This is a genomic window from Pseudomonas sp. PDM14, from assembly GCF_014851905.1.
Taxonomy (GTDB): domain Bacteria; phylum Pseudomonadota; class Gammaproteobacteria; order Pseudomonadales; family Pseudomonadaceae; genus Aquipseudomonas.
In genome coordinates, this window is the sequence record NZ_JACVAQ010000002.1 from 1,022,769 (window position 1) to 1,039,742 (window position 16,974).

Here is a 16,974-nt window from a genome sequence, read left to right on the forward strand (position 1 = left end):
GGCATCAACCCTTCAGCGGCCACAGCGGCTGCTGCTGGGTGATGCAATGCACCCCGCCGCCGCCGTGGGCCAGCTGGTTGATGCGCACCGGTACCACCTCGCGGCCGGGGAAGGCCATGCGCAGGGTGTCCGCGGCCACCTGGTCGGCGGCGATGCCGTAGGCCGGCATGATGATGGCGCCGTTGCAGATGTAGAAGTTGGTGTAGGAGGCGCAGAACACCTCGGCCTCGGTGTCCACCGCATCGCTGGCTTCGTACAGTTCGAGCAGCTCGAACTGGCGGCCCTTGGCGTCGGTGGCCAGTTCCAGGGCGCGGCGATTCTCGCGCACCACCTCGGCGTACACCGAGCCGTGGTCATGGGTAGCGTCGACCAGCAGCGCGCCGGGCTTGGCGAAGGCGCATACGCCGTCGACGTGACCGTCGGTCATGTCGCCGGTGACGTACTTGGGGTCGCCCGGCAGCCAGATGGTCTTCTTCACCCCGAGCAGGCGGGCGAAGATTTCTTCCATCTCGGCCTTGCTCATGCCCGGGTTGCGGTTGGGGTTGAGCAGCACCGACTCGGTGGTGATCAGCGTGCCCTCGCCGTCCACGTGGATGGCGCCGCCTTCGTTGGAGAGCGGCGTGCCGAAGCATTCCAGGCCTAGGCCGTTGAGGATGCGCCGCGCCAGGCCCTCGTCGAGGCTGTGCTCGGACTTGCCGCCCCAGGCGTTGAAGCGCCAGCTGACACCGGCCAGGCCCATCTGCGGATGGCAGACGAAACTCGGCCCGGAGTCGCGGCACCAGCTGTCGTCCACTGCCAGTTCGATCAACTCGACACCCTTGCCGCACAGTTCACGAGCACGGAACGCCGCCGACGGGTCGACCACCATCTTCACCGGCTCGAAGCGGGCGATGGCGTTGGCGACACGGGCGAAGTCGACCTGCACCTCTTCCAGGGTCACGCCCCAGCCGGACTCCCACAGCGGCTGATTGTGCGGCCAGACCATCCAGGTGGCAGCGTGCGGGGCCCATTCGGCGGGCATGAACCAAGCGTTCGAAGCGACGGCGTTCTGTTGCATACAAGTGCCTTCAGTTAAGTCTTTGTTATCACTGAAAACCGCAGATGCGGTGATGGCTTGCATGCTAGGCCTGTGAAAACGGCGCAACAAACGATAGATTTTGCGTAATTCTGATTAGCTGGACTTATCGATCATGTTGAAACACTGGCCTCCGCTAAACGCCCTGCGCGGCTTCGAAGCCGCCGCCCGCCTGGGTAGCTTCCACAAGGCCGCCGAGGAGCTGCACCTCACCCAGTCGGCCATCAGCCAGCAGATTCGCAGCCTGGAAAGCTTCCTCGAACAGCCGCTGTTTTTCCGCAACGGCCGCAGCGTGGCACTGACCGATGCCGGCTTCGACCTGCTCAGCACCACCCAGGCCCTGCTGCAGCAACTGGCCGTGGGCATCCGCCGCCTGGAGCAGTACCGCAAGCCCAACCAACTGGTGGTCAACACCACGCCGGCCTTCGCCCGCCACTGGCTGGTGCCGCACCTGGGCGACTTCCATCGGCGCTATCCGCAAGTGGATCTGTGGCTGTTCACCAGCGACGAGGTGCCGGACATGAGCAGCCAGACCATCGACATCGCCGTGCGCGACGACCTCAGCGCCCAGGCCGAATGCAGCTTCCGCGTGCTGCTGGAGGACCGTCTCTACCCGGCCTGCCACCCGCGCGTACTGGCCACACCGGCAAGCGAGCGCACCACTCTGCACGGCGAGCGCGAGATGGACTGGGCCCACTGGCAGGTACAGGGCGGCGCCGATATCGGCCAGCACAGCCAGGGGCTGAACTTCTCCGACCCCGGCCTGCTGCTGGACGCCGCCAGCCAGGGCCTGGGCATCGCCCTGGTCAGCGAGCTGCTGGCCTCGTCGGCTTGCGCACAGGCGCTGCTGCAACCGCTCAGCGAACAGCGGGTGCGCGGCCCGCGCTGGACCTGGCTGGTGCACCGCGACAGCGAGCACGACCCGCTCACCCGCCAGTTCTGCGACTGGCTGGAACAGCGCCTGAGCCCTAGTGCCGGCACCTGAAAGCCTGCGGCAGCCGTTATGATCGCGGCATCACTTACCGGATCAAGCAGGCACGGACCAGTCATGCCCTTCACCACTAGCCGCACCGTTGTGTTTGGCGATTGCGACCCCGCCGGGATCGTCTACACGCCGCGCATCGCCTACTTCGTCATCGAGGCGATCCACGAATTCCTCTCCCATCGACTGGGTGGCGAGGGGCTGCGCAAGCTCTTCGCCATGGGCATCCTGCCGCCGGCGCGGGCGCTGTCGATCGAGTTCCTCTCGCCCATGACCTGGGACGAGGTGATCCACATCGAGGTGCGCAGCGAAACACCCGGCGCCACCTCGTTCAGCTTCGCCGTGGAAGGTCGCCAGACATCGGGCGAGGTGACCTTTCGCGCCTCGATGACCCAAGTGTGCATCGACCCCGAGAGCAAGCAGCCGACCGCTCTGCCCGATGCGCTACGCCAAGCTCTACTGCCCGAATAGAGAACCGCAGGAACGAAAAAGCCCCGCCGAAGCGGGGCTTTTTCACGCTGAAGAAGATCAGGCCTTGGCGGCGATCTTCTTCAACTCCTCGTCACGCAGCTCGCGACGCAGGATCTTGCCGACGTTGGTGGTCGGCAGGCCTTCGCGGAACTCGACGAAGCGCGGCACCTTGTAGCCGGTCAGGTTCGCACGCATGTGCTCCATGACCTGCTCCTTGGTCAGGCTCTCGCCCGGTTTGACCACGACGAAGACCTTGATCGCCTCGCCCGAACGCTCGTCCGGCACGCCGATCGCCGCGCACTGCAGCACGCCCGGCAGGGTGGCGAGCACGTCTTCCAGCTCGTTCGGGTACACGTTGAAGCCGGACACCAGGATCATGTCCTTCTTGCGGTCGACGATGCGCATGTAGCCGTCTTCCTGAATCACGGCGATGTCACCGGTCTTCAGCCAGCCTTCGGCATCGAGCATCTCGTCGGTGGCTTCCTGACGCTGCCAGTAGCCTTTCATCACTTGCGGGCCCTTGACGCACAGCTCGCCACGCTCGCCTTGCGGCTGCTCCTTGCCGTCGTCGTCGATGACCTTGCACAGGGTCGACGGAACCGGGATGCCGATGGTGCCGATCTGGATGTTCTGGAACGGGTTGACCGAGACCACCGGGCTGGTTTCGGTCATGCCGTAACCTTCGCAGATGGCGCAACCGGTGACTTCCTTCCAGCGCTCAGCCGCCGCCAACTGCAGGGCCATGCCGCCCGACAGGGTCAGCTTCAGGGCGGAGAAGTCCAAACGACGGAAGTCTTCGCTGTTGCACAGGGCGACGAACAGGGTGTTGAGGCCGACGAAGGCGCTGAACTTCCAGTTGCCCAGTTCCTTCACGGTGCCCGGCAGGTCACGCGGATTGGTGATGAGGATGTTGTGGTTGCCGGTCAGCATCATCGCCATGCAGTGAAAGGTGAAGGCGTAGATGTGGTACAGCGGCAACGGGCAGATGACGATCTCGCTACCTTCATTGAGGTTGGAGCCCATCAGCGCCTTGGATTGCAGCATGTTGGCGATCAGGTTGCGGTGGGTCAGCATCGCGCCCTTGGCCACGCCGGTGGTACCACCGGTGTACTGCAGCACGGCGACGTCGCCATTGCTCGGGCTGGCCTCCTTGACCGGCTTGCCGCGGCCCTTGGCCAGCGCCTCGTTGATCTTCACGGCCTGCGGCAGGTTGTAGGCCGGGACCATCTTCTTCACGTGCTTGACGACGAAGTTGACCAGGGTGCGTTTGAGCACCGGCAGCAGGTCGGCCACTTCGGTGATGACCACGTGCTTGATGCCAGTCTTGGGCAGCACTTCCTCGGCCAGGTGGGCCATGTTGGCCAGGCACACCAGCGCCTTGGCGCCGGAGTCGTTGAACTGGTGTTCCATTTCCCGCGCGGTGTACAGCGGGTTGGTGTTGACCACGACCAGGCCGGCACGCATCGCACCGAATACCACGACCGGGTATTGCAGGACGTTGGGCAGCTGCACGGCGATGCGGTCGCCAGGCTGAAGGTCGGTGTGGTTCTGCAGGTAGGCGGCGAACGCGCCGGAGAGCTCGTACAGCTCACCGTAGGTCAGGGTCTTGCCCAGATTGGTGAATGCAGGCTTGTTGGCAAAGCGTTGGCAGGATTGTTTCAGTACCGCCTGGATATTGGGGTACTGATCGGCATCGATCTCGGCAGCGATCCCGACAGGATACTTATCCTTCCAGAAGTTTTCGGTCATGAAAGCCTACTCCTGAGCTACAGCTTATTTACCCGCGCAATGGCGGCTATTTGTTGTGATGGTGTGCTTTTGAGGCCGACGGATCGGCAAAAAAACCGCGCCGAGAGTAGCAGCTTTGCCAGATAGCGCCTAGCACCAAACATGGCCTTGCCGGTCATAAAAATGACCGATCATTGCTGATCGGTCATACTTTTATCATCCCTTCGAGCGACTTGCCGAACCCTGTCCGGCAGGGCTTCAGAACCTGCTCAAAGTCTCGCGAGCTAGAGCCAGGCAAAGCGAAATTGGGCAAAGAAGCGCAGTTTACGAATGGTAAATGAGCATTCTGAGACGCCGTGTCCCGACCCAATTTCAACGCAGCATGGCCGACGCGCAGCAGACTTTGAACAGGTGCTTAGGCGATGTCGCGCAGCTCGCGGCGCAGGATCTTGCCGACCGGGGTCATCGGCAGCGATTCCCTGAGGACGATATGCTTGGGCACCTTGTAACCGGTGAAATTCTCCCGGCAATAGGCCTTGAGCTCTTCCACCGTCACGCCACCTTCACGCGGCACGACGAACAGCTTGACCGCCTCGCCGGATTTCTCGTCCGGCACGCCGATGGCTGCACAGCTGGCGACCTTCGGGTGAGCCATGACCACATCCTCGATCTCGTTCGGGTACACGTTGAAGCCCGAGACGATGATCATGTCCTTCTTGCGGTCGACGATGCGTACGTAGCCGTCCGGGTCGATCACCGCGATGTCGCCGGTCTTGAACCAGCCTTCGGCGTCGAGCACTTCGGCGGTCGCCTCTTCGCGCTGCCAGTAGCCCTTCATCACCTGCGGGCCCTTGATGCACAACTCGCCCCGTTCGCCGAGCGGCTGCTCGAGGCCATCGTCGTCGATCACCTTGAGCGTGGTACCCGCCACCGGAATACCCACGGTACCCAGGCGCGCCAGTTCACCGTAGCAGTTGGTAGTGGCGACCGGCGAGGTTTCGGTCAGGCCGTAGCCCTCGACGATGGCGCAACCGGTGACTTCCTGCCAGCGCTCGGCGGTGGCCTTGACCAGCGCGGTGCCGCCGGAGTTGGTCAGCTTGAGGCGGGAGAAATCGAGGTTCTTGAACTCCGGATTGTCCATCAGCGCGACGAACAGGGTGTTCAGGCCCAGCAACGCGGAGAACTGCCACTTGCCCAGCTCTTTGACGAAGCCGGGAATGTCGCGCGGGTTGGTGATCAGCACGTTGTGGTTGCCGCTGACCATCATGCACATGCAGTTCGCGGTGAAGGCATAGATATGGTAGAGCGGCAGCGGCGCGATCATGATCTCGCCGCCCTCCTTCATCAGCGGCATGCCGTCTTCGCCGGTCTGCTGCAAGCAGTTGTGCACTTGCTGCATGTTCGCCACCAGGTTGCCGTGGGTCAGCATCGCGCCCTTGGCCACGCCGGTGGTGCCGCCGGTGTACTGCAGCACGGCGATGTCGTCGAGACCGACCTTGACCGGCTTGAGCCCGTGGCCCTGGCCCTGACGCAGCACGCTCTTGAACGACAGTGCCTGGGGCAGATGGTAGTCCGGCACCATCTTCTTGACCTTCTTCACCACGGTGTTGACCAGCCAGCCCTTGAGGCTCGGCAGCATGTCACCGAGGCGTGCCTCGATCAGGTACTCGATCTCGCTGTCGGGCAGGGCGTCCTGCACCGATTTGCCGAACGTATTGAGGTACACCAGGGCACGCACGCCGGCGTCCTTGAACTGGTGACGCATCTCGCGCACGGTGTACAGCGGGTTGGTGTTGACCACGATCAGGCCGGCGCGCATGGCACCGAACACCGCGATCGGGTACTGCAGGATGTTGGGCATCTGCACGGCGATGCGGTCGCCGGGCTTAAGATCGGTGTTCTTCTGCAGCCAGGCGGCGAATGCTCCGGAGTAGCGCTCCAGCTCGGCGTAGGTAAGCGTCACGCCGAGGTTGCTGAAGGCCGGGCGATCGGCGAATTTCTTGCAGGAGCGCTCGAAGACTTCGACCACCGAGCGGTAGGTGGAAAAATCCAGTTGGCTAGCGACGCCGGCCGGGCGCTTGTCGTCCCAGAAGTCAGGTTGCATTGTTCTTGTTCCCCTTGACCTGAATGTGTCTGAAGCTTCCCGTCTGGCGGGAAAAGCTTTCCCGAACTTAACAGCTATGCGGTGTCAGGCAAATAGTTCGGGGCGCGTCATTGATACCGTGAATTTCAGAGCTGCCGCCGACCGTGCCAACAGGCAGACTAGGCGGGTCGTGATGCCCTGTGCACAATGCACGGACTTTTCATGCAGGGATGTCTTCACATGCGCCAAGAGGCCTTCTGGTTGCCCGCCAGCGACGGGACCCAGCTGTACGTCAACCGCTGGTTCGCCGACACCGCGCCAAAGGCGGTGGTGATGATCGCCCACGGCATGGCCGAGCACAGCGCGCGCTACGCCCGCGTGGCCGAGGCGCTGGTCGCCGATGGCTTCGAGGTGTACGCCCACGACCAGCGTGGCCATGGCCGCACGGCCGAACACGGCACGCTCGGCCACTACGCCGACGCCGATGGCTGGGCCAAAGTGGTCGACGACCTCTCCAGCCTCAATCACCTGATTCGCCAGCAGCACCCGCAGGCGCCGATCCTCCTGCTGGCGCACAGCATGGGCAGCTACATCGGCATGGCCTACCTGATGCAGCACAGCTGCAGCCTGCAGGGCGTGATTCTCTCCGGCTCCAACTACCAATCCATCGGCCTGTACAACATCGCCAGGCAGCTGGTGCGCTTCGAACGCTGGCGCCTGGGGCCGAAGGCGCCCAGCACGCTGATCGATTTCCTCTCGTTCGGCTCGTTCAACAAGGCCTTCAAGCCCAACCGCACCGATTTCGACTGGCTCAGCCGCGATCCGGCCGAAGTCGACAAGTACGTCGCCGACCCGCTCTGTGGTTTCAGCTGCAGCACCCAGCTGTGGTGGGACCTGATGGGCGGCTTCCAGCAGATCACCCCACTCGACAACCTGGCGCAGATCGACAGCGAGCTGCCGCTACTGGTCACCGGCGGCGACTGTGACCCGGTCAGCCAGGGCAAGCGTCTTGCCGATCTGGCCGATGCATTGCGCACGGCCGGCATGCGCCATGTCGATCTGAAGATCTACCCGCACGCCCGTCACGAGCTGCTCAACGAGAGCAACCGCGACGAGGTCACCCGCGATCTGCGCGACTGGCTCAACGCGGCGCTCAGCCGCAGCCGCTCGTGCCCCACACCTGCCGAGGAAACCCCATGACCCAGGTCACCAACATCCCATACGAAGCCCTCGAAGTCGGCCAGCAGGCGAGCTTCGACAAGCTCGTCGAAGAGCGCGACATCCAGCTGTTCGCCGCGGTCTCCGGCGACAACAACCCGGTGCACCTGGACGCCGCCTTCGCTGCCGAGACGATGTTCAAGGAGCGTATTGCCCATGGCATGTTCAGCGGCGCGCTGATCAGTGCGGCCATCGCCTGCCGCCTGCCTGGGCCGGGCACCATCTACCTGGGTCAGAGCCTGAAGTTCACCCGCCCGGTGAAGCTCGGCGACAACCTGACGGTGAAGCTGGAAGTGCTGGAAAAGCTGCCCAAGGGCCGCGTGAAACTGGCCACCCGCGTGTTCAACCAGAACGGTGAGCAGGTGGTCGACGGTGAAGCCGAAGTGCTCGCCCCGCGCGCCGAACAGACGGTGACCATGCCGGACATGCCCACCGTCGCCATCGGCTGATCACCCAGGCGCCCTCGCCTAGCGGCCGAGGGCACGCGCCGCTCAGTGCGGCGCGCCTGCGTCCTGCGCCGACTCCGGCGCCGCCTGTAGCGCACCGACCTTCACGCTCGCGGTCATCCCCGCACTCAGTGGCAGGTGCTGCGGCTTTTCGTCCAGACGAATGCGCACCGGGATGCGCTGGGCCAGGCGCACCCAGTTGAAAGTCGGTTCGACGTTGGCCAGCAGTTGCCCGTCCGGGCTGGCGTTGCGGTCGGTGATGCCGCGACTGATGCTTTCCACCGTGCCGGCCAGCGGCTCGCCGCTGCTCATCAGCCACACCTGCACCGGCGCGCCGACGGCGATGCCGGGCAGCTTGGTTTCCTCGAAATAGGCCTGCACGTAGAACGACTGGTCGTCGACCAGCGCCATCACCGCCTGCCCGGCCTGCACGTAGTTGCCCTGGGCCAGGTGCAGATTGGTGATCTGCCCGGCACGCGGCGCGCGCACCTCGCTGCGTGCCAGGTTGAGTTCGGCGATCTTCTGTTCGGCCAGCGCCTCACGGTACTCGCCACGGGCGACATCGGCGGTGATCTGCGCGTTCTCGCGCAACTCCGCGCTGATCGCCTGCGGACCGAGGTGGGCACGGCGCGAGGCCTCGTGCTCACGCAGGCGCAATTGATGGTGACGGGTTTCGGCCAGCGCCTTGGCCTTGTCCAGCGCCGCCTGGTAGCGCTCGCGGTCGATGCTCATCAACACCTCGCCCTTCGCCACCTGCTGGTTGTCGTGCACGCGCAGCTCGACCACCCAGCCGGACACATCCGGGGCGATGGTCACCACATCGGCGCGCACCCGGGCGTCGCGGGTCCAGGGCGACAGCATGTAGTGCTGCCACAGCCAGTAGCCGGCCAATATGGCCACGGCAACCAGGCTCAGGGTAATCACGACTCGCAGGGTCGCTCGCATCATTCTCTCCTCACCAGGCGGACAGCAACGCCACCAGCGCCGCCAATACACAGACGTACAGGGCGCAGTCGAACAGCGCCTCGTGCCAGATCCAGCGCGCCACGCCGAGTTGCTGCAAACCCAGGCGCAGCACGCCGGTCAGCAGCAGGGCGAGCAGCGCATACAGCAGCATCGGGCTGAGCAGCACGCCGCCCAGCGCCCATTCACGCAATGCCATGCAGTTCTCCTTGTCGTTCACACCACTGCCGCCAGCCATTGCGCAGCTGCAGCAACGCGGCCTGGGCCAGTCGCACTTCCACGGTATTGGGCTGCGCCTGGAGGGCGTTGAGCAGTTCTTCGGCCGTGTGTTCCAGGGCGTCTATCTGCGCCAACTGCGGCCCGGCGCGCAACGCCTGCTCCAGGCTGCGCCAGAAACGCTGCTCGGCTTTGCCCAGCGGCACCTGGGCGACCGCCAGGCAGCCACGCAGGTGCAGCAGCTCGTCACCGAGGTCGAGGCTGGCCACGCCGTCATCCCAGCGGCTGCGCGTTTCGCTCGGCAGGATCGGGTAATGCCGCGCCAGCTGCAGCAGACGGTCGGCGATACGCCCGCCAAACCAGTTGTCCGCGCCATGCAGCGAGCGCGAGGTCAGCCGCGCCAGGTCATCCAGGGTCGCGCGCAGCAGGCGCCGGCCGTGCCACACCGGGTTGCGCAGCACTACCAGGCGGAAGGCCAGCACCGCGCAACCGACGCCGAAGAGCATGGCCAGCGACTCATTGAGGAAGAAGGCCACGTCGTAGCGCATTTCGTTCTGCGGTGCGCAGAGCACGATCATGTGCAGGCAGAACGCCGTCGCGGTGCCGGCGATCTGCGGCTTGACCATGCCCAGCGCGCCGAAGAACAGCGGCACGCCCAGCGCCAGGCACAGCAGCGGAAAGCTGCTCAGTTGCGGCAGCAGCAGTTGGCCGACGACGAACGCCACCGGCACCGCGTAGAGAATCCCGCGCAGGAAGCTGAAGCCGATCTGCTCGGCGTTCTCACGGCTGGCGAACAGGCTGCAGACCACGCTGGCCAGCAGCAGCGCGCCACTGGCGGCAGGCCAGCCGGTGAGCAGCCAGAAGGCGGACAACACGACGAAGGTCAGGGCGCTGCGCAGGCCATACACCGCGGCGGTCTGCGGATCACGGTGCCAGGACAGCGCCGGTGGCGCATCCACCGGCGCCACGCCCCGCTCCACCGCCAGCATCGCCTCGCGCGCCTGTTCGAAGCGGCTCAACAGCAGCGCCAGACGCGCCAGACAGAACTGCCGCGCCGGCGGATGGCGAGCGTCCTGCGACTCGGCCTGCAAGCGCTCGCGCAACGGCTGCACCTGAGCGGTATCAGGCTCCAGCAGCGCCGCCTGCACTTCGCTCAGCCAGGGCGCCAGACCCAAGGCCTCGATGGGCGACAGCTCACGCCATTGCCGTGCCACCCCACGCGCCAAACGCAGCAGGCCGAGCAGATCGCGGGTCAGCACACGCAGGGCACGGCCGCGCTGGCGACCACGCTCGCCCTCGAACCAGGCGTGTTCACGCTGGGCATCCACCGCGACGATGCGCCCAAGCACTTCCAGCAACCCCTGACGCCCCTGCGGCGCACCACTCAGCGCGCCGCTGACCGACTGCATGCCGGCCTGCCAGGTGGCCCGCGCCTGCTGCGCCAGTTGGTGCTCCACCCGTTGCGGCCAGAGCAGCGCACTGGTCGCCGTGGCACAGAGGATGCCCAGGCAGATTTCCGTGCAGCGCGCCACCGCCTGGTCGAACACCGTCAGCGGCTGACTGATCGCCGGCAAACAGATGATCGCCACCGTGTAGCCGGCGAGCACGAAGGCATAGGCCCAGGCACTGCGCAGCAGCGTCGAAGCGGCCGTGCACAGCCCCAGCCACAGCGCCATCACCAGCAGAAACAGCCAGGGCGCCTGATCCAGCACCCCCATGAACAGCACCGACATGAAGGTGCCGACCAACGTGCCCAGCAGCCGCGCCAGGCCCTTCTGCACCACCATGCCGGACAATGGCTGGGCGACGATGAACGCCGTCATCAGCGCCCACTGCGGTTGCTCCAGACCGAAACGGAACGCACACCACAACGCCAACCCGCCGCCAAGCAAGGTCTTGCAGGCGAATTGCAGGGCGGCACGGCTGGGGGCGAAGAAGACCGGCAAAAACTCACGCACGGCGGTTACCTGAGGATGTCCTATCTGAACATAGCGGGTTCTGCGAAGAAATTTACAACCATAGCTAATTATTAGCAAGCTAACATAAATCCCGAAAAACGCAGACCGATCAACGGCGGTTGAAATTAATTAACTAAGTAGTTAATTATCTGGACATGACGACATCAAACCCTTCCAGCAGACCTTCACGCGCCCCTGGCCGTCCAACCGGCGATACCCAGGCGCAGCGCCAGCAGCTGCTCGACATCGCCACCGAGCGCTTCGCCCACCACGGCATCCAGGCCACCAGCCTGCGCGCCATCGCCGACCAGGCCGGCGTTACCCCCGCCCTGCTCAACTACTACTTCGGCAACAAGCAGAAGCTGGTCGATGCGATGGTCGAGGAGCGTTTCATGCCGCTGGTACTGCACGCCTCGGAAAGCTTGGCGCAGGCCGGTGACGATCCCCATGCACTGGTCGCCGCCTTCATCCGCGACATGAGCCGCACGGCCGTCGAGCACCCGTGGATTTCCCAGCTGTGGGTGCGCGAAATCCTCTGCGAAGGTGGCCTGCTGCGCGAACGCCTGATGCAGCGTGTGGCGCCGCTGGTCCCGCTGTTGCTGGCCCAGCGCTTCGCCGAAGCCCAGGCCCGCGGCGCACTGAATGCCGATCTCGACCCACGCCTGATGGTGGTGTCACTGATCGGCCTGACCATCCTGCCCTATGCCGCCGCGCCGATCTGGCGTGGCGTGTTCGCCAACCCGCAGATCGGCGACGACGCGCTGATCACCCACACCCTCGCCCTGCTGCGGCAGGGCATGGAGCCCTGAATGCGCACTGCCCCGATACTCCTCGTGCTACTCGCCGCTCTCGGCGGTTGCAGCGGCACCGATGAAGAACTGCTCGGCAGCCTGGAATGGGACCGCGTCGGCCTGCCCGCCGAAGCCTCGGAAACCATCCTCGCCTGGAACGTGGCCGAAGGCGACGTGGTCGAGCCCGGTCAACTGCTGCTCGAACTCGACCCGCGCCGCCAGGACGCGCGCATTGCCCAGGCCCAGGGCGAGGTGGACCAGGCCGTGGCGCGCCTGGCCGAACTGAGCAACGGCGCCCGTGCCGAAACCATCGACGCGGCCCAGGCCACCCTGGCGCGCAACCGTGCCGAACAGCGCGATGCCGAGCGCAACTTCCAGCGCATCGCCGCCCTGTACCAGCGCGGCCAGGTGGCCATCGCCGAACAGGACCGCTCGCGCGCCGCCCGCGACCAGGCCAACGCCGCCACGCGCAATGCCGAGGCGCAGTTGCGCGAGTTGACCAACGGCACGCGCCCGGAGCAGCTGGAACAGGCCGCCGCCGCGCTGCAGAGCGCCCGCGCCAACCTCGCCCACCTGCAGGTCAGCCGTGACCACCTGAGCCTGCGCGCGCCGCGGGCCGGGCGTGTCGACTCGCTGCCGTTCAAGGTCGGCGACCAACCGCCAGCCGGCGCCGAACTGGTCAGCCTGCTGGTTGGCGAGGCGCCCTACGCACGCATCTTCATCCCCGCCAGCGTGAGGGCGCAGATCCGCATTGGCGATGCCATGCGTGTGCATGTCGAAGGCGTCGACGAGCCGTTCACCGCCCGCGTGCGCAGCGTGCACAGCGAGGCCAGCTTCACGCCCTACTACGCCCTGACCGGCAACGACGCCAGCCGCCTGATGTACCGCGCCGAGCTGATCATCGAAGACCAGGCCGCACGCCAGCTGCCCGCCGGCCTGCCCCTGCACGCCGAGCGCATCGCCCGCGACGATGAGCGCGACAGCACCCCGACCCAGGATCGCCAGGTGAGCCATGAACAGCCCTGAGGCCGTCATCCAGGCTCGCGGCCTGAGCAAGCGCTTCGGTGCGCTGACCGCGGTCGACCACCTCGACCTCACCGTGCGCCGCGCCGAAGTGTTCGGCTTTCTCGGCCCCAACGGCTGCGGCAAGTCGACCACCATCCGCATGCTCTGCGGCCTGCTCTTGCCCAGCGAAGGCGAGATCGAAGTGCTTGGTTGCCAGATTCCGCGAGACGCCGAAGAGCTGAAACGGCGCATCGGCTACATGACGCAGAAGTTTTCCCTCTACGAAGACCTCAGCGTCATCGAGAACCTGGAGTTTCTCGCCACCGTGCAGGGCCTGAACAAGCGCGACGCGCGCCAGCGCATCGAGGAGCTGCTCGAGCGCTACTGGCTGGACGACCGCCGCAAGCAGATGGCCGGCACCCTCAGCGGCGGGCAGAAACAGCGCCTGGCGCTGGCCGGCGCCGTGCTGCACAAGCCTGACCTGCTGCTGCTCGACGAGCCGACCAGTGCCGTCGACCCGCAATCGCGCCGCGAATTCTGGGACTCGCTGTTCGAGCTGGCCGACGCCGGCACCACGCTGCTGGTGTCCACCCACTACATGGACGAGGCCGAGCGCTGCACGCGCCTGGGTATCCTCGACGCCGGCCGCCTGGTCGCCGACGGCAGCCCACAGGAGCTGATGGACGCCCTGCCCGGCCATCCGCTGCTGATCCACTGCGCGCAACCGCGTCAGGCCCAGCGCGCCCTGGAAGGCAACCCGGAGGTGGTGGCGATGGCGCAGATCGGCGCAGCCCTGCGCGTACTCTGCGCCAGCAGCGAGGCACGCGGCGTGATTGGCCAGAGCCTGCAGCAAGCTGGCATCCAGGCCGACATTGAAGACAGCAGCGCCAATCTGGAGGACGTCTTCGTCAGCGTCACCCGCAACCCCGTGCAGGCCACGCCATGAACCTGCGTCGCCTGGGCGCCATCGTCCTCAAGGAGCTGCGTCAGCTGCGCCGCGACAAACTTACCTTCGTCATGATCGCCGGCGTGCCGCTGTTGCAGCTGGTGCTGTTCGGCTATGCGATTAACACCGACATCCGCGGCATGGACGCCGCGGTGCTGGACCAGGCCAACACCGCCCATTCACGCGAAGCCGTGGCCGAGATCGCCTCCAGTCAGGTGCTCAACCTGCGCTATCACCTGAACACGCCGCAGGAAATCGACCACCTGCTGCGCCAGGGCAAGATCAGCGCCGCACTGGTGGTGCCGACCGACTTCGAGACACGCCTGCAGCGCAAGGACCGTGCGCCGCTGCAGCTGGTGGTCGATGGCTCGGACCAGAGCGTACAGTCCTCGGCGCGCCAGCTGGCAGCCTACCCGCTGCCCGGCTGGGGCGCATTGCAAGGCGTGGAGGTGGTCAACTTCTACAACCCGGAACGCCTGGCGCCGCTGAACACGGTACCGGGGCTGATCGGGGTGATCCTGACCATGACCATGGTGATGTTCACCGCCGTGTCGCTGGTGCGCGAACGCGAGCACGGCAACCTGGAGATGCTCATCGCCACGCCGCTGTCGCCCTGGGAGCTGACGCTGGGCAAGGTGCTGCCCTTCGTCGGCATCGGCCTGGCGCAGGTCACAGTGATTCTGGTGGTGGGCCACTGGATCTTCGGGGTACCGGTGCGCGGCTCGCTGGTTGAGCTGTACGGCGCCTCGCTGCTGTTCATCACGGCCAGCCTGGCGTTCGGCGTGTTTCTCTCGACGGTGGCGACTACGCAGTTCCAGGCCATGCAGCTGGCGTTCTTCAGCTTTCTGCCGCAGATCCTGCTGTCCGGCTTCATGTTCCCGTTTGCCGGCATGCCGAAACTGGCGCAGTGGTTCGCCGAGCTGATGCCGCTGACCCATTATCTGCGTCTGGCACGCGGCATCATGCTGCGCGAGGCGACGCTGGTCGAACTGTGGCTGGAGATGCTGGTTCTGCTGCTGTTCTCGGTGGTGCTGCTGGCCATCGCCGTCACCCGCGTGAGCAAGCGGCTGGACTAGGCGTGCACAGGATTCTGCAGGCAAAAAAAGGGGCGACCGAAGTCGCCCTAAATGCCTTGCGTGCTCGTGAATCCGGAAGGATCAGGATTTGCGTTTGTGCGAATCCTTCCAGATGAAATAGGTAAAGCCGCCAAAGAAGACGAACATCAATGCCACTGTGCCGATTCCGGCGAGAACCACTGTATCGACGAACATGGCAGCCTCCTGCGCTAAGCCTGTCTGGGATGGCTTCAAGGTACGCGCAGAGGTGCAGGGGGATATTGACCGGGGTCAATGGATAGGCGGGAGCACTGAACGGAGAGGAAAAAACGCCGACTCAGCGCTTCTTCGGCTTGCTCTTGGTCTTTTTCTTCGGCTTCAGCGGCAGCGCCTGCTCGAAGGCCTGGCGCATCTCGTCGAGCTTCTTCTCATGCAGGTCATGGATGCGCTTGCCGCGCTCGGCATTGAAGTCGATCAGCTTTTCATCGTTGCTCATGGTTAGGGTCTGCTCCCGTTTCGTTCGCGAACCGCGTTGCTGGGCAAAATTGTGCCAGGCAAGGCGCGGGACGCAGGGAATGGTGATCCCTTGCCAAGTCCCGCAACGCCGCATGGCGCAATTTTGCACGCAACCCGAAGGGACGGGCCAGCATTTGCGCGGAACGTCGTTACTCGACGGCTCATTTGGACGACCAAACCACGCGTCTCGTGCCCAGTTCCGCGCAAATACTGGCTCCGTCGCGGCCGCGAACGAAACGGGAACAGACCCGAAGAACCTGTTCACGATCTTCTGAATTAGAGTCAGACAAGGGCTAGGCGCCCCCGCAAAAACGGCGAGGAAGCGGAGTTTACGAGTTGTAAATGAGCATTCCGACTGGGCTCGCATCCGAGGCCGTTTTTAACGCGGTATGACCGACAGTCAGAAGATCGTAAACAGGTTCTAAGCCCGGATCAGACGAAACGTGAGGTTGATGCGTGGCGCCACCGGCTTGCTGGTTTTCGCCACCTGATGCTGCCAATGATGCTGGGTTGCACCGCGCATGACCAGTAGCGCACCGTGCGCCAGCTGCAACGAATGCTCGATGCGGCTGGCGCCCTTGCGGCGCAGATCGAAACGCCGCGTGCCACCGAGGTTGAGCGAGGCCACCAGCGGGTTGCGCCCCAGGGTCGCCTCCTCGTCGCTGTGCCAGCCCATCGAATCATTGCCATCGCGGTAGTAGTTGAGCAGCACGCCGTTGAGCGGCTGCCCGGCAACCGCTTCGACCTGCGCACGGATCTCGCTGAGCAGCGGCGTCCACGGCTGCGGCGGATGGACCAGGCCGGAATACTGATACGCGGTATCGCCGTACCAGGCGAGCAGGCGCGGCACCGGGTAGTGACGGCCATGCAGGAACACCTGCGGCTGCTCCCAAGGCGTTTCACGCTGCAGCTGCTCGAACCACTGGTCGGCGCACGCCGGGGTCAGCCAGTGCGGGCGAAAGTCCAGCTCGGCGTCGGCGAGTTGCAGGGGGATGTCGGCGAAAAGGTCCACAGGCGTCGGCATAACATGGGGAGAGAAAGGGTCAGGCACAGTCTGCCGGGTTCACACTTCGACATCCACCCACAGGCCCTGGCGGGGAATTTCCTCGAGCAGCGGCTCGTCTTCCTCGGCCACTTCGCCCTCGGCCAGCTCCTCGGGGGTATAGCCGTGACGCTGCTGACGACGCTGCTGCTCGCGCATCAGTTCTTCGGCTTCCTGCGGGTGCCGCCGATCGAGCTCCACCGCGCTTTCGTTGGAGCTTTGGTTGACTGGCGTCACCGGTGGAATGTCCGGGCGCGGCTTCATGACGTCCGTTTGGGCGGTGACGGGGGCCAGGCTGTGGGGGATGGGCGGCAGCATGAAATTTCCTCTCGCTTAAGGCTGCTGTCGGCCGGACGGCCATCAACTTGAGCAGGCGCTCGCTACACTTTCGACTCGACGCGCGCGTTTTGATTCATCCAAAGCGGGGTTCGCCGTCGCTCTGCGCGCGGCGTTCCGTTACCATACGCGGCTTTTTTCGC

General features: G+C 65.0%; 18 protein-coding genes. 8 read left to right on the forward strand and 10 right to left on the reverse strand.

Annotated elements, in window-relative coordinates; translation table 11 throughout:
- Window positions 1-4: 4 nt before the first annotated feature.
- Window positions 5-1,057 (reverse strand): agmatine/peptidylarginine deiminase, encoded by a 1,053-nt coding sequence (locus tag IB229_RS17315; RefSeq protein WP_192331149.1) that lies wholly within the window; start codon window positions 1,055-1,057, stop codon window positions 5-7.
- A gap of 133 nt (window positions 1,058-1,190) precedes the next feature.
- Here IB229_RS17315 and IB229_RS17320 point away from each other — a divergent pair, with 133 nt between their 5' ends.
- Window positions 1,191-2,060 (forward strand): LysR substrate-binding domain-containing protein, encoded by an 870-nt coding sequence (locus IB229_RS17320; RefSeq protein ID WP_192331150.1) that lies wholly within the window; start codon window positions 1,191-1,193, stop codon window positions 2,058-2,060.
- Between the two features lie 63 nt (window positions 2,061-2,123).
- A complete protein-coding gene (locus IB229_RS17325) occupies window positions 2,124-2,528 on the forward strand; it encodes an acyl-CoA thioesterase (protein WP_192331151.1) in 405 nt (134 codons plus the stop codon).
- 57 nt (window positions 2,529-2,585) lie between these two features.
- Here the strand turns inward: IB229_RS17325 and fadD1 are convergent, their stop codons facing one another.
- Both fadD1 and fadD2 read right to left on the reverse strand, forming a co-directional pair.
- A complete protein-coding gene (fadD1, locus tag IB229_RS17330) occupies window positions 2,586-4,277 on the reverse strand; it encodes a long-chain-fatty-acid--CoA ligase FadD1 (RefSeq protein ID WP_192331152.1) in 1,692 nt (563 codons plus the stop codon).
- A 394-nt stretch (window positions 4,278-4,671) separates the two neighbouring features.
- Window positions 4,672-6,360, reverse strand: coding sequence for a long-chain-fatty-acid--CoA ligase FadD2 (gene fadD2, locus IB229_RS17335; RefSeq protein WP_192331153.1), 1,689 nt, complete (start codon window positions 6,358-6,360; stop codon window positions 4,672-4,674).
- A gap of 219 nt (window positions 6,361-6,579) precedes the next feature.
- Between fadD2 and IB229_RS17340 the strand changes: the two genes are divergently transcribed.
- The gene (locus IB229_RS17340) at window positions 6,580-7,539 is read left to right on the forward strand and encodes an alpha/beta hydrolase (protein WP_192331154.1); all 960 of its coding nucleotides are present in this window, start codon (window positions 6,580-6,582) and stop codon (window positions 7,537-7,539) included.
- Window positions 7,536-8,006 carry a MaoC family dehydratase gene (locus tag IB229_RS17345; protein WP_192331155.1) on the forward strand — a complete coding sequence of 157 codons (471 nt, stop codon included), beginning with the start codon at window positions 7,536-7,538 and terminating at the stop codon, window positions 8,004-8,006. The genes IB229_RS17340 and IB229_RS17345 overlap by 4 nt, the downstream gene beginning before the upstream one ends.
- A 42-nt stretch (window positions 8,007-8,048) precedes the next feature.
- On the opposite strand, the gene IB229_RS17350 is transcribed toward IB229_RS17345, so the two are convergent.
- Genes IB229_RS17350 through IB229_RS17360 form a run of 3 tightly spaced genes read right to left on the reverse strand, consistent with a single transcriptional unit; the run spans window position 8,049 to window position 11,140 of the window.
- Entirely contained in the window at window positions 8,049-8,948 is a 900-nt protein-coding gene (locus IB229_RS17350; RefSeq protein ID WP_192331156.1) for an efflux RND transporter periplasmic adaptor subunit, read from the reverse strand.
- Window positions 8,949-8,958: 10 nt separating this feature from the next.
- The gene (locus IB229_RS17355; RefSeq protein WP_192331157.1) at window positions 8,959-9,165 is read right to left on the reverse strand and encodes a DUF1656 domain-containing protein; all 207 of its coding nucleotides are present in this window, start codon (window positions 9,163-9,165) and stop codon (window positions 8,959-8,961) included.
- Complete coding sequence (locus IB229_RS17360) at window positions 9,152-11,140, reverse strand: FUSC family protein (RefSeq protein ID WP_192331158.1); 1,989 nt, start codon at window positions 11,138-11,140, stop codon at window positions 9,152-9,154. Before IB229_RS17360 ends, IB229_RS17355 begins: the two co-directional genes overlap by 14 nt.
- A gap of 155 nt (window positions 11,141-11,295) precedes the next feature.
- Between IB229_RS17360 and IB229_RS17365 the strand changes: the two genes are divergently transcribed.
- From IB229_RS17365 to IB229_RS17380, 4 genes are read left to right on the forward strand one after another with little or no spacing between them, the layout of a single operon-like run.
- Window positions 11,296-11,949, forward strand: a complete 654-nt coding sequence (locus tag IB229_RS17365) for a TetR/AcrR family transcriptional regulator (protein ID WP_192331159.1) — start codon at window positions 11,296-11,298, stop codon at window positions 11,947-11,949.
- Window positions 11,950-12,957, forward strand: coding sequence for an HlyD family secretion protein (locus tag IB229_RS17370; protein WP_192331160.1), 1,008 nt, complete (start codon window positions 11,950-11,952; stop codon window positions 12,955-12,957).
- Window positions 12,944-13,882, forward strand: a complete 939-nt coding sequence (locus tag IB229_RS17375) for an ABC transporter ATP-binding protein (RefSeq protein WP_192331161.1) — start codon at window positions 12,944-12,946, stop codon at window positions 13,880-13,882. Before IB229_RS17370 ends, IB229_RS17375 begins: the two co-directional genes overlap by 14 nt.
- On the forward strand, window positions 13,879-14,958 hold the full coding sequence (locus tag IB229_RS17380) for an ABC transporter permease (protein WP_192331162.1): 1,080 nt from the start codon (window positions 13,879-13,881) through the stop codon (window positions 14,956-14,958). Before IB229_RS17375 ends, IB229_RS17380 begins: the two co-directional genes overlap by 4 nt.
- An 81-nt stretch (window positions 14,959-15,039) precedes the next feature.
- Here the strand turns inward: IB229_RS17380 and ccoM are convergent, their stop codons facing one another.
- The 4 genes from ccoM to IB229_RS17395 all read right to left on the reverse strand — a co-directional run bounded on the left by ccoM (window position 15,040) and on the right by IB229_RS17395 (window position 16,813).
- The gene (gene ccoM, locus IB229_RS22110; RefSeq protein WP_318652119.1) at window positions 15,040-15,153 is read right to left on the reverse strand and encodes a cytochrome c oxidase subunit CcoM; all 114 of its coding nucleotides are present in this window, start codon (window positions 15,151-15,153) and stop codon (window positions 15,040-15,042) included.
- 121 nt (window positions 15,154-15,274) lie between these two features.
- Entirely contained in the window at window positions 15,275-15,433 is a 159-nt protein-coding gene (locus IB229_RS17385) for a hypothetical protein (protein WP_192331163.1), read from the reverse strand.
- Between the two features lie 441 nt (window positions 15,434-15,874).
- Window positions 15,875-16,465 (reverse strand): alpha-ketoglutarate-dependent dioxygenase AlkB family protein, encoded by a 591-nt coding sequence (locus IB229_RS17390; protein WP_192331164.1) that lies wholly within the window; start codon window positions 16,463-16,465, stop codon window positions 15,875-15,877.
- Window positions 16,466-16,516: 51 nt separating this feature from the next.
- The gene (locus IB229_RS17395; protein WP_192331165.1) at window positions 16,517-16,813 is read right to left on the reverse strand and encodes an aspartate-semialdehyde dehydrogenase; all 297 of its coding nucleotides are present in this window, start codon (window positions 16,811-16,813) and stop codon (window positions 16,517-16,519) included.
- Window positions 16,814-16,974: the final 161 nt, after the last annotated feature.

What these genes read in the sequence shown, in the direction of transcription:
- IB229_RS17370 (WP_192331160.1), top strand. Translation starts at nt 11,950, where the DNA reads ATGCGCACTGCCCCGATACTCCTCGTGCTACTCGCCGCTCTCGGCGGT.
- IB229_RS17320 (WP_192331150.1), top strand. Translation starts at nt 1,191, where the DNA reads ATGTTGAAACACTGGCCTCCGCTAAACGCCCTGCGCGGCTTCGAAGCC.
- IB229_RS17340 (WP_192331154.1), top strand. Translation starts at nt 6,580, where the DNA reads ATGCGCCAAGAGGCCTTCTGGTTGCCCGCCAGCGACGGGACCCAGCTG.
- IB229_RS17325 (WP_192331151.1), top strand. Translation starts at nt 2,124, where the DNA reads ATGCCCTTCACCACTAGCCGCACCGTTGTGTTTGGCGATTGCGACCCC.
- IB229_RS17395 (WP_192331165.1), bottom strand. Translation starts at nt 16,813, where the DNA reads ATGCTGCCGCCCATCCCCCACAGCCTGGCCCCCGTCACCGCCCAAACG.
- IB229_RS17345 (WP_192331155.1), top strand. Translation starts at nt 7,536, where the DNA reads ATGACCCAGGTCACCAACATCCCATACGAAGCCCTCGAAGTCGGCCAG.
- fadD2 (WP_192331153.1), bottom strand. Translation starts at nt 6,360, where the DNA reads ATGCAACCTGACTTCTGGGACGACAAGCGCCCGGCCGGCGTCGCTAGC.
- IB229_RS17365 (WP_192331159.1), top strand. Translation starts at nt 11,296, where the DNA reads ATGACGACATCAAACCCTTCCAGCAGACCTTCACGCGCCCCTGGCCGT.
- IB229_RS17375 (WP_192331161.1), top strand. Translation starts at nt 12,944, where the DNA reads ATGAACAGCCCTGAGGCCGTCATCCAGGCTCGCGGCCTGAGCAAGCGC.
- IB229_RS17380 (WP_192331162.1), top strand. Translation starts at nt 13,879, where the DNA reads ATGAACCTGCGTCGCCTGGGCGCCATCGTCCTCAAGGAGCTGCGTCAG.
- fadD1 (WP_192331152.1), bottom strand. Translation starts at nt 4,277, where the DNA reads ATGACCGAAAACTTCTGGAAGGATAAGTATCCTGTCGGGATCGCTGCC.
- IB229_RS17355 (WP_192331157.1), bottom strand. Translation starts at nt 9,165, where the DNA reads ATGGCATTGCGTGAATGGGCGCTGGGCGGCGTGCTGCTCAGCCCGATG.
- IB229_RS17315 (WP_192331149.1), bottom strand. Translation starts at nt 1,057, where the DNA reads ATGCAACAGAACGCCGTCGCTTCGAACGCTTGGTTCATGCCCGCCGAA.
- IB229_RS17385 (WP_192331163.1), bottom strand. Translation starts at nt 15,433, where the DNA reads ATGAGCAACGATGAAAAGCTGATCGACTTCAATGCCGAGCGCGGCAAG.
- ccoM (WP_318652119.1), bottom strand. Translation starts at nt 15,153, where the DNA reads ATGTTCGTCGATACAGTGGTTCTCGCCGGAATCGGCACAGTGGCATTG.
- IB229_RS17350 (WP_192331156.1), bottom strand. Translation starts at nt 8,948, where the DNA reads ATGCGAGCGACCCTGCGAGTCGTGATTACCCTGAGCCTGGTTGCCGTG.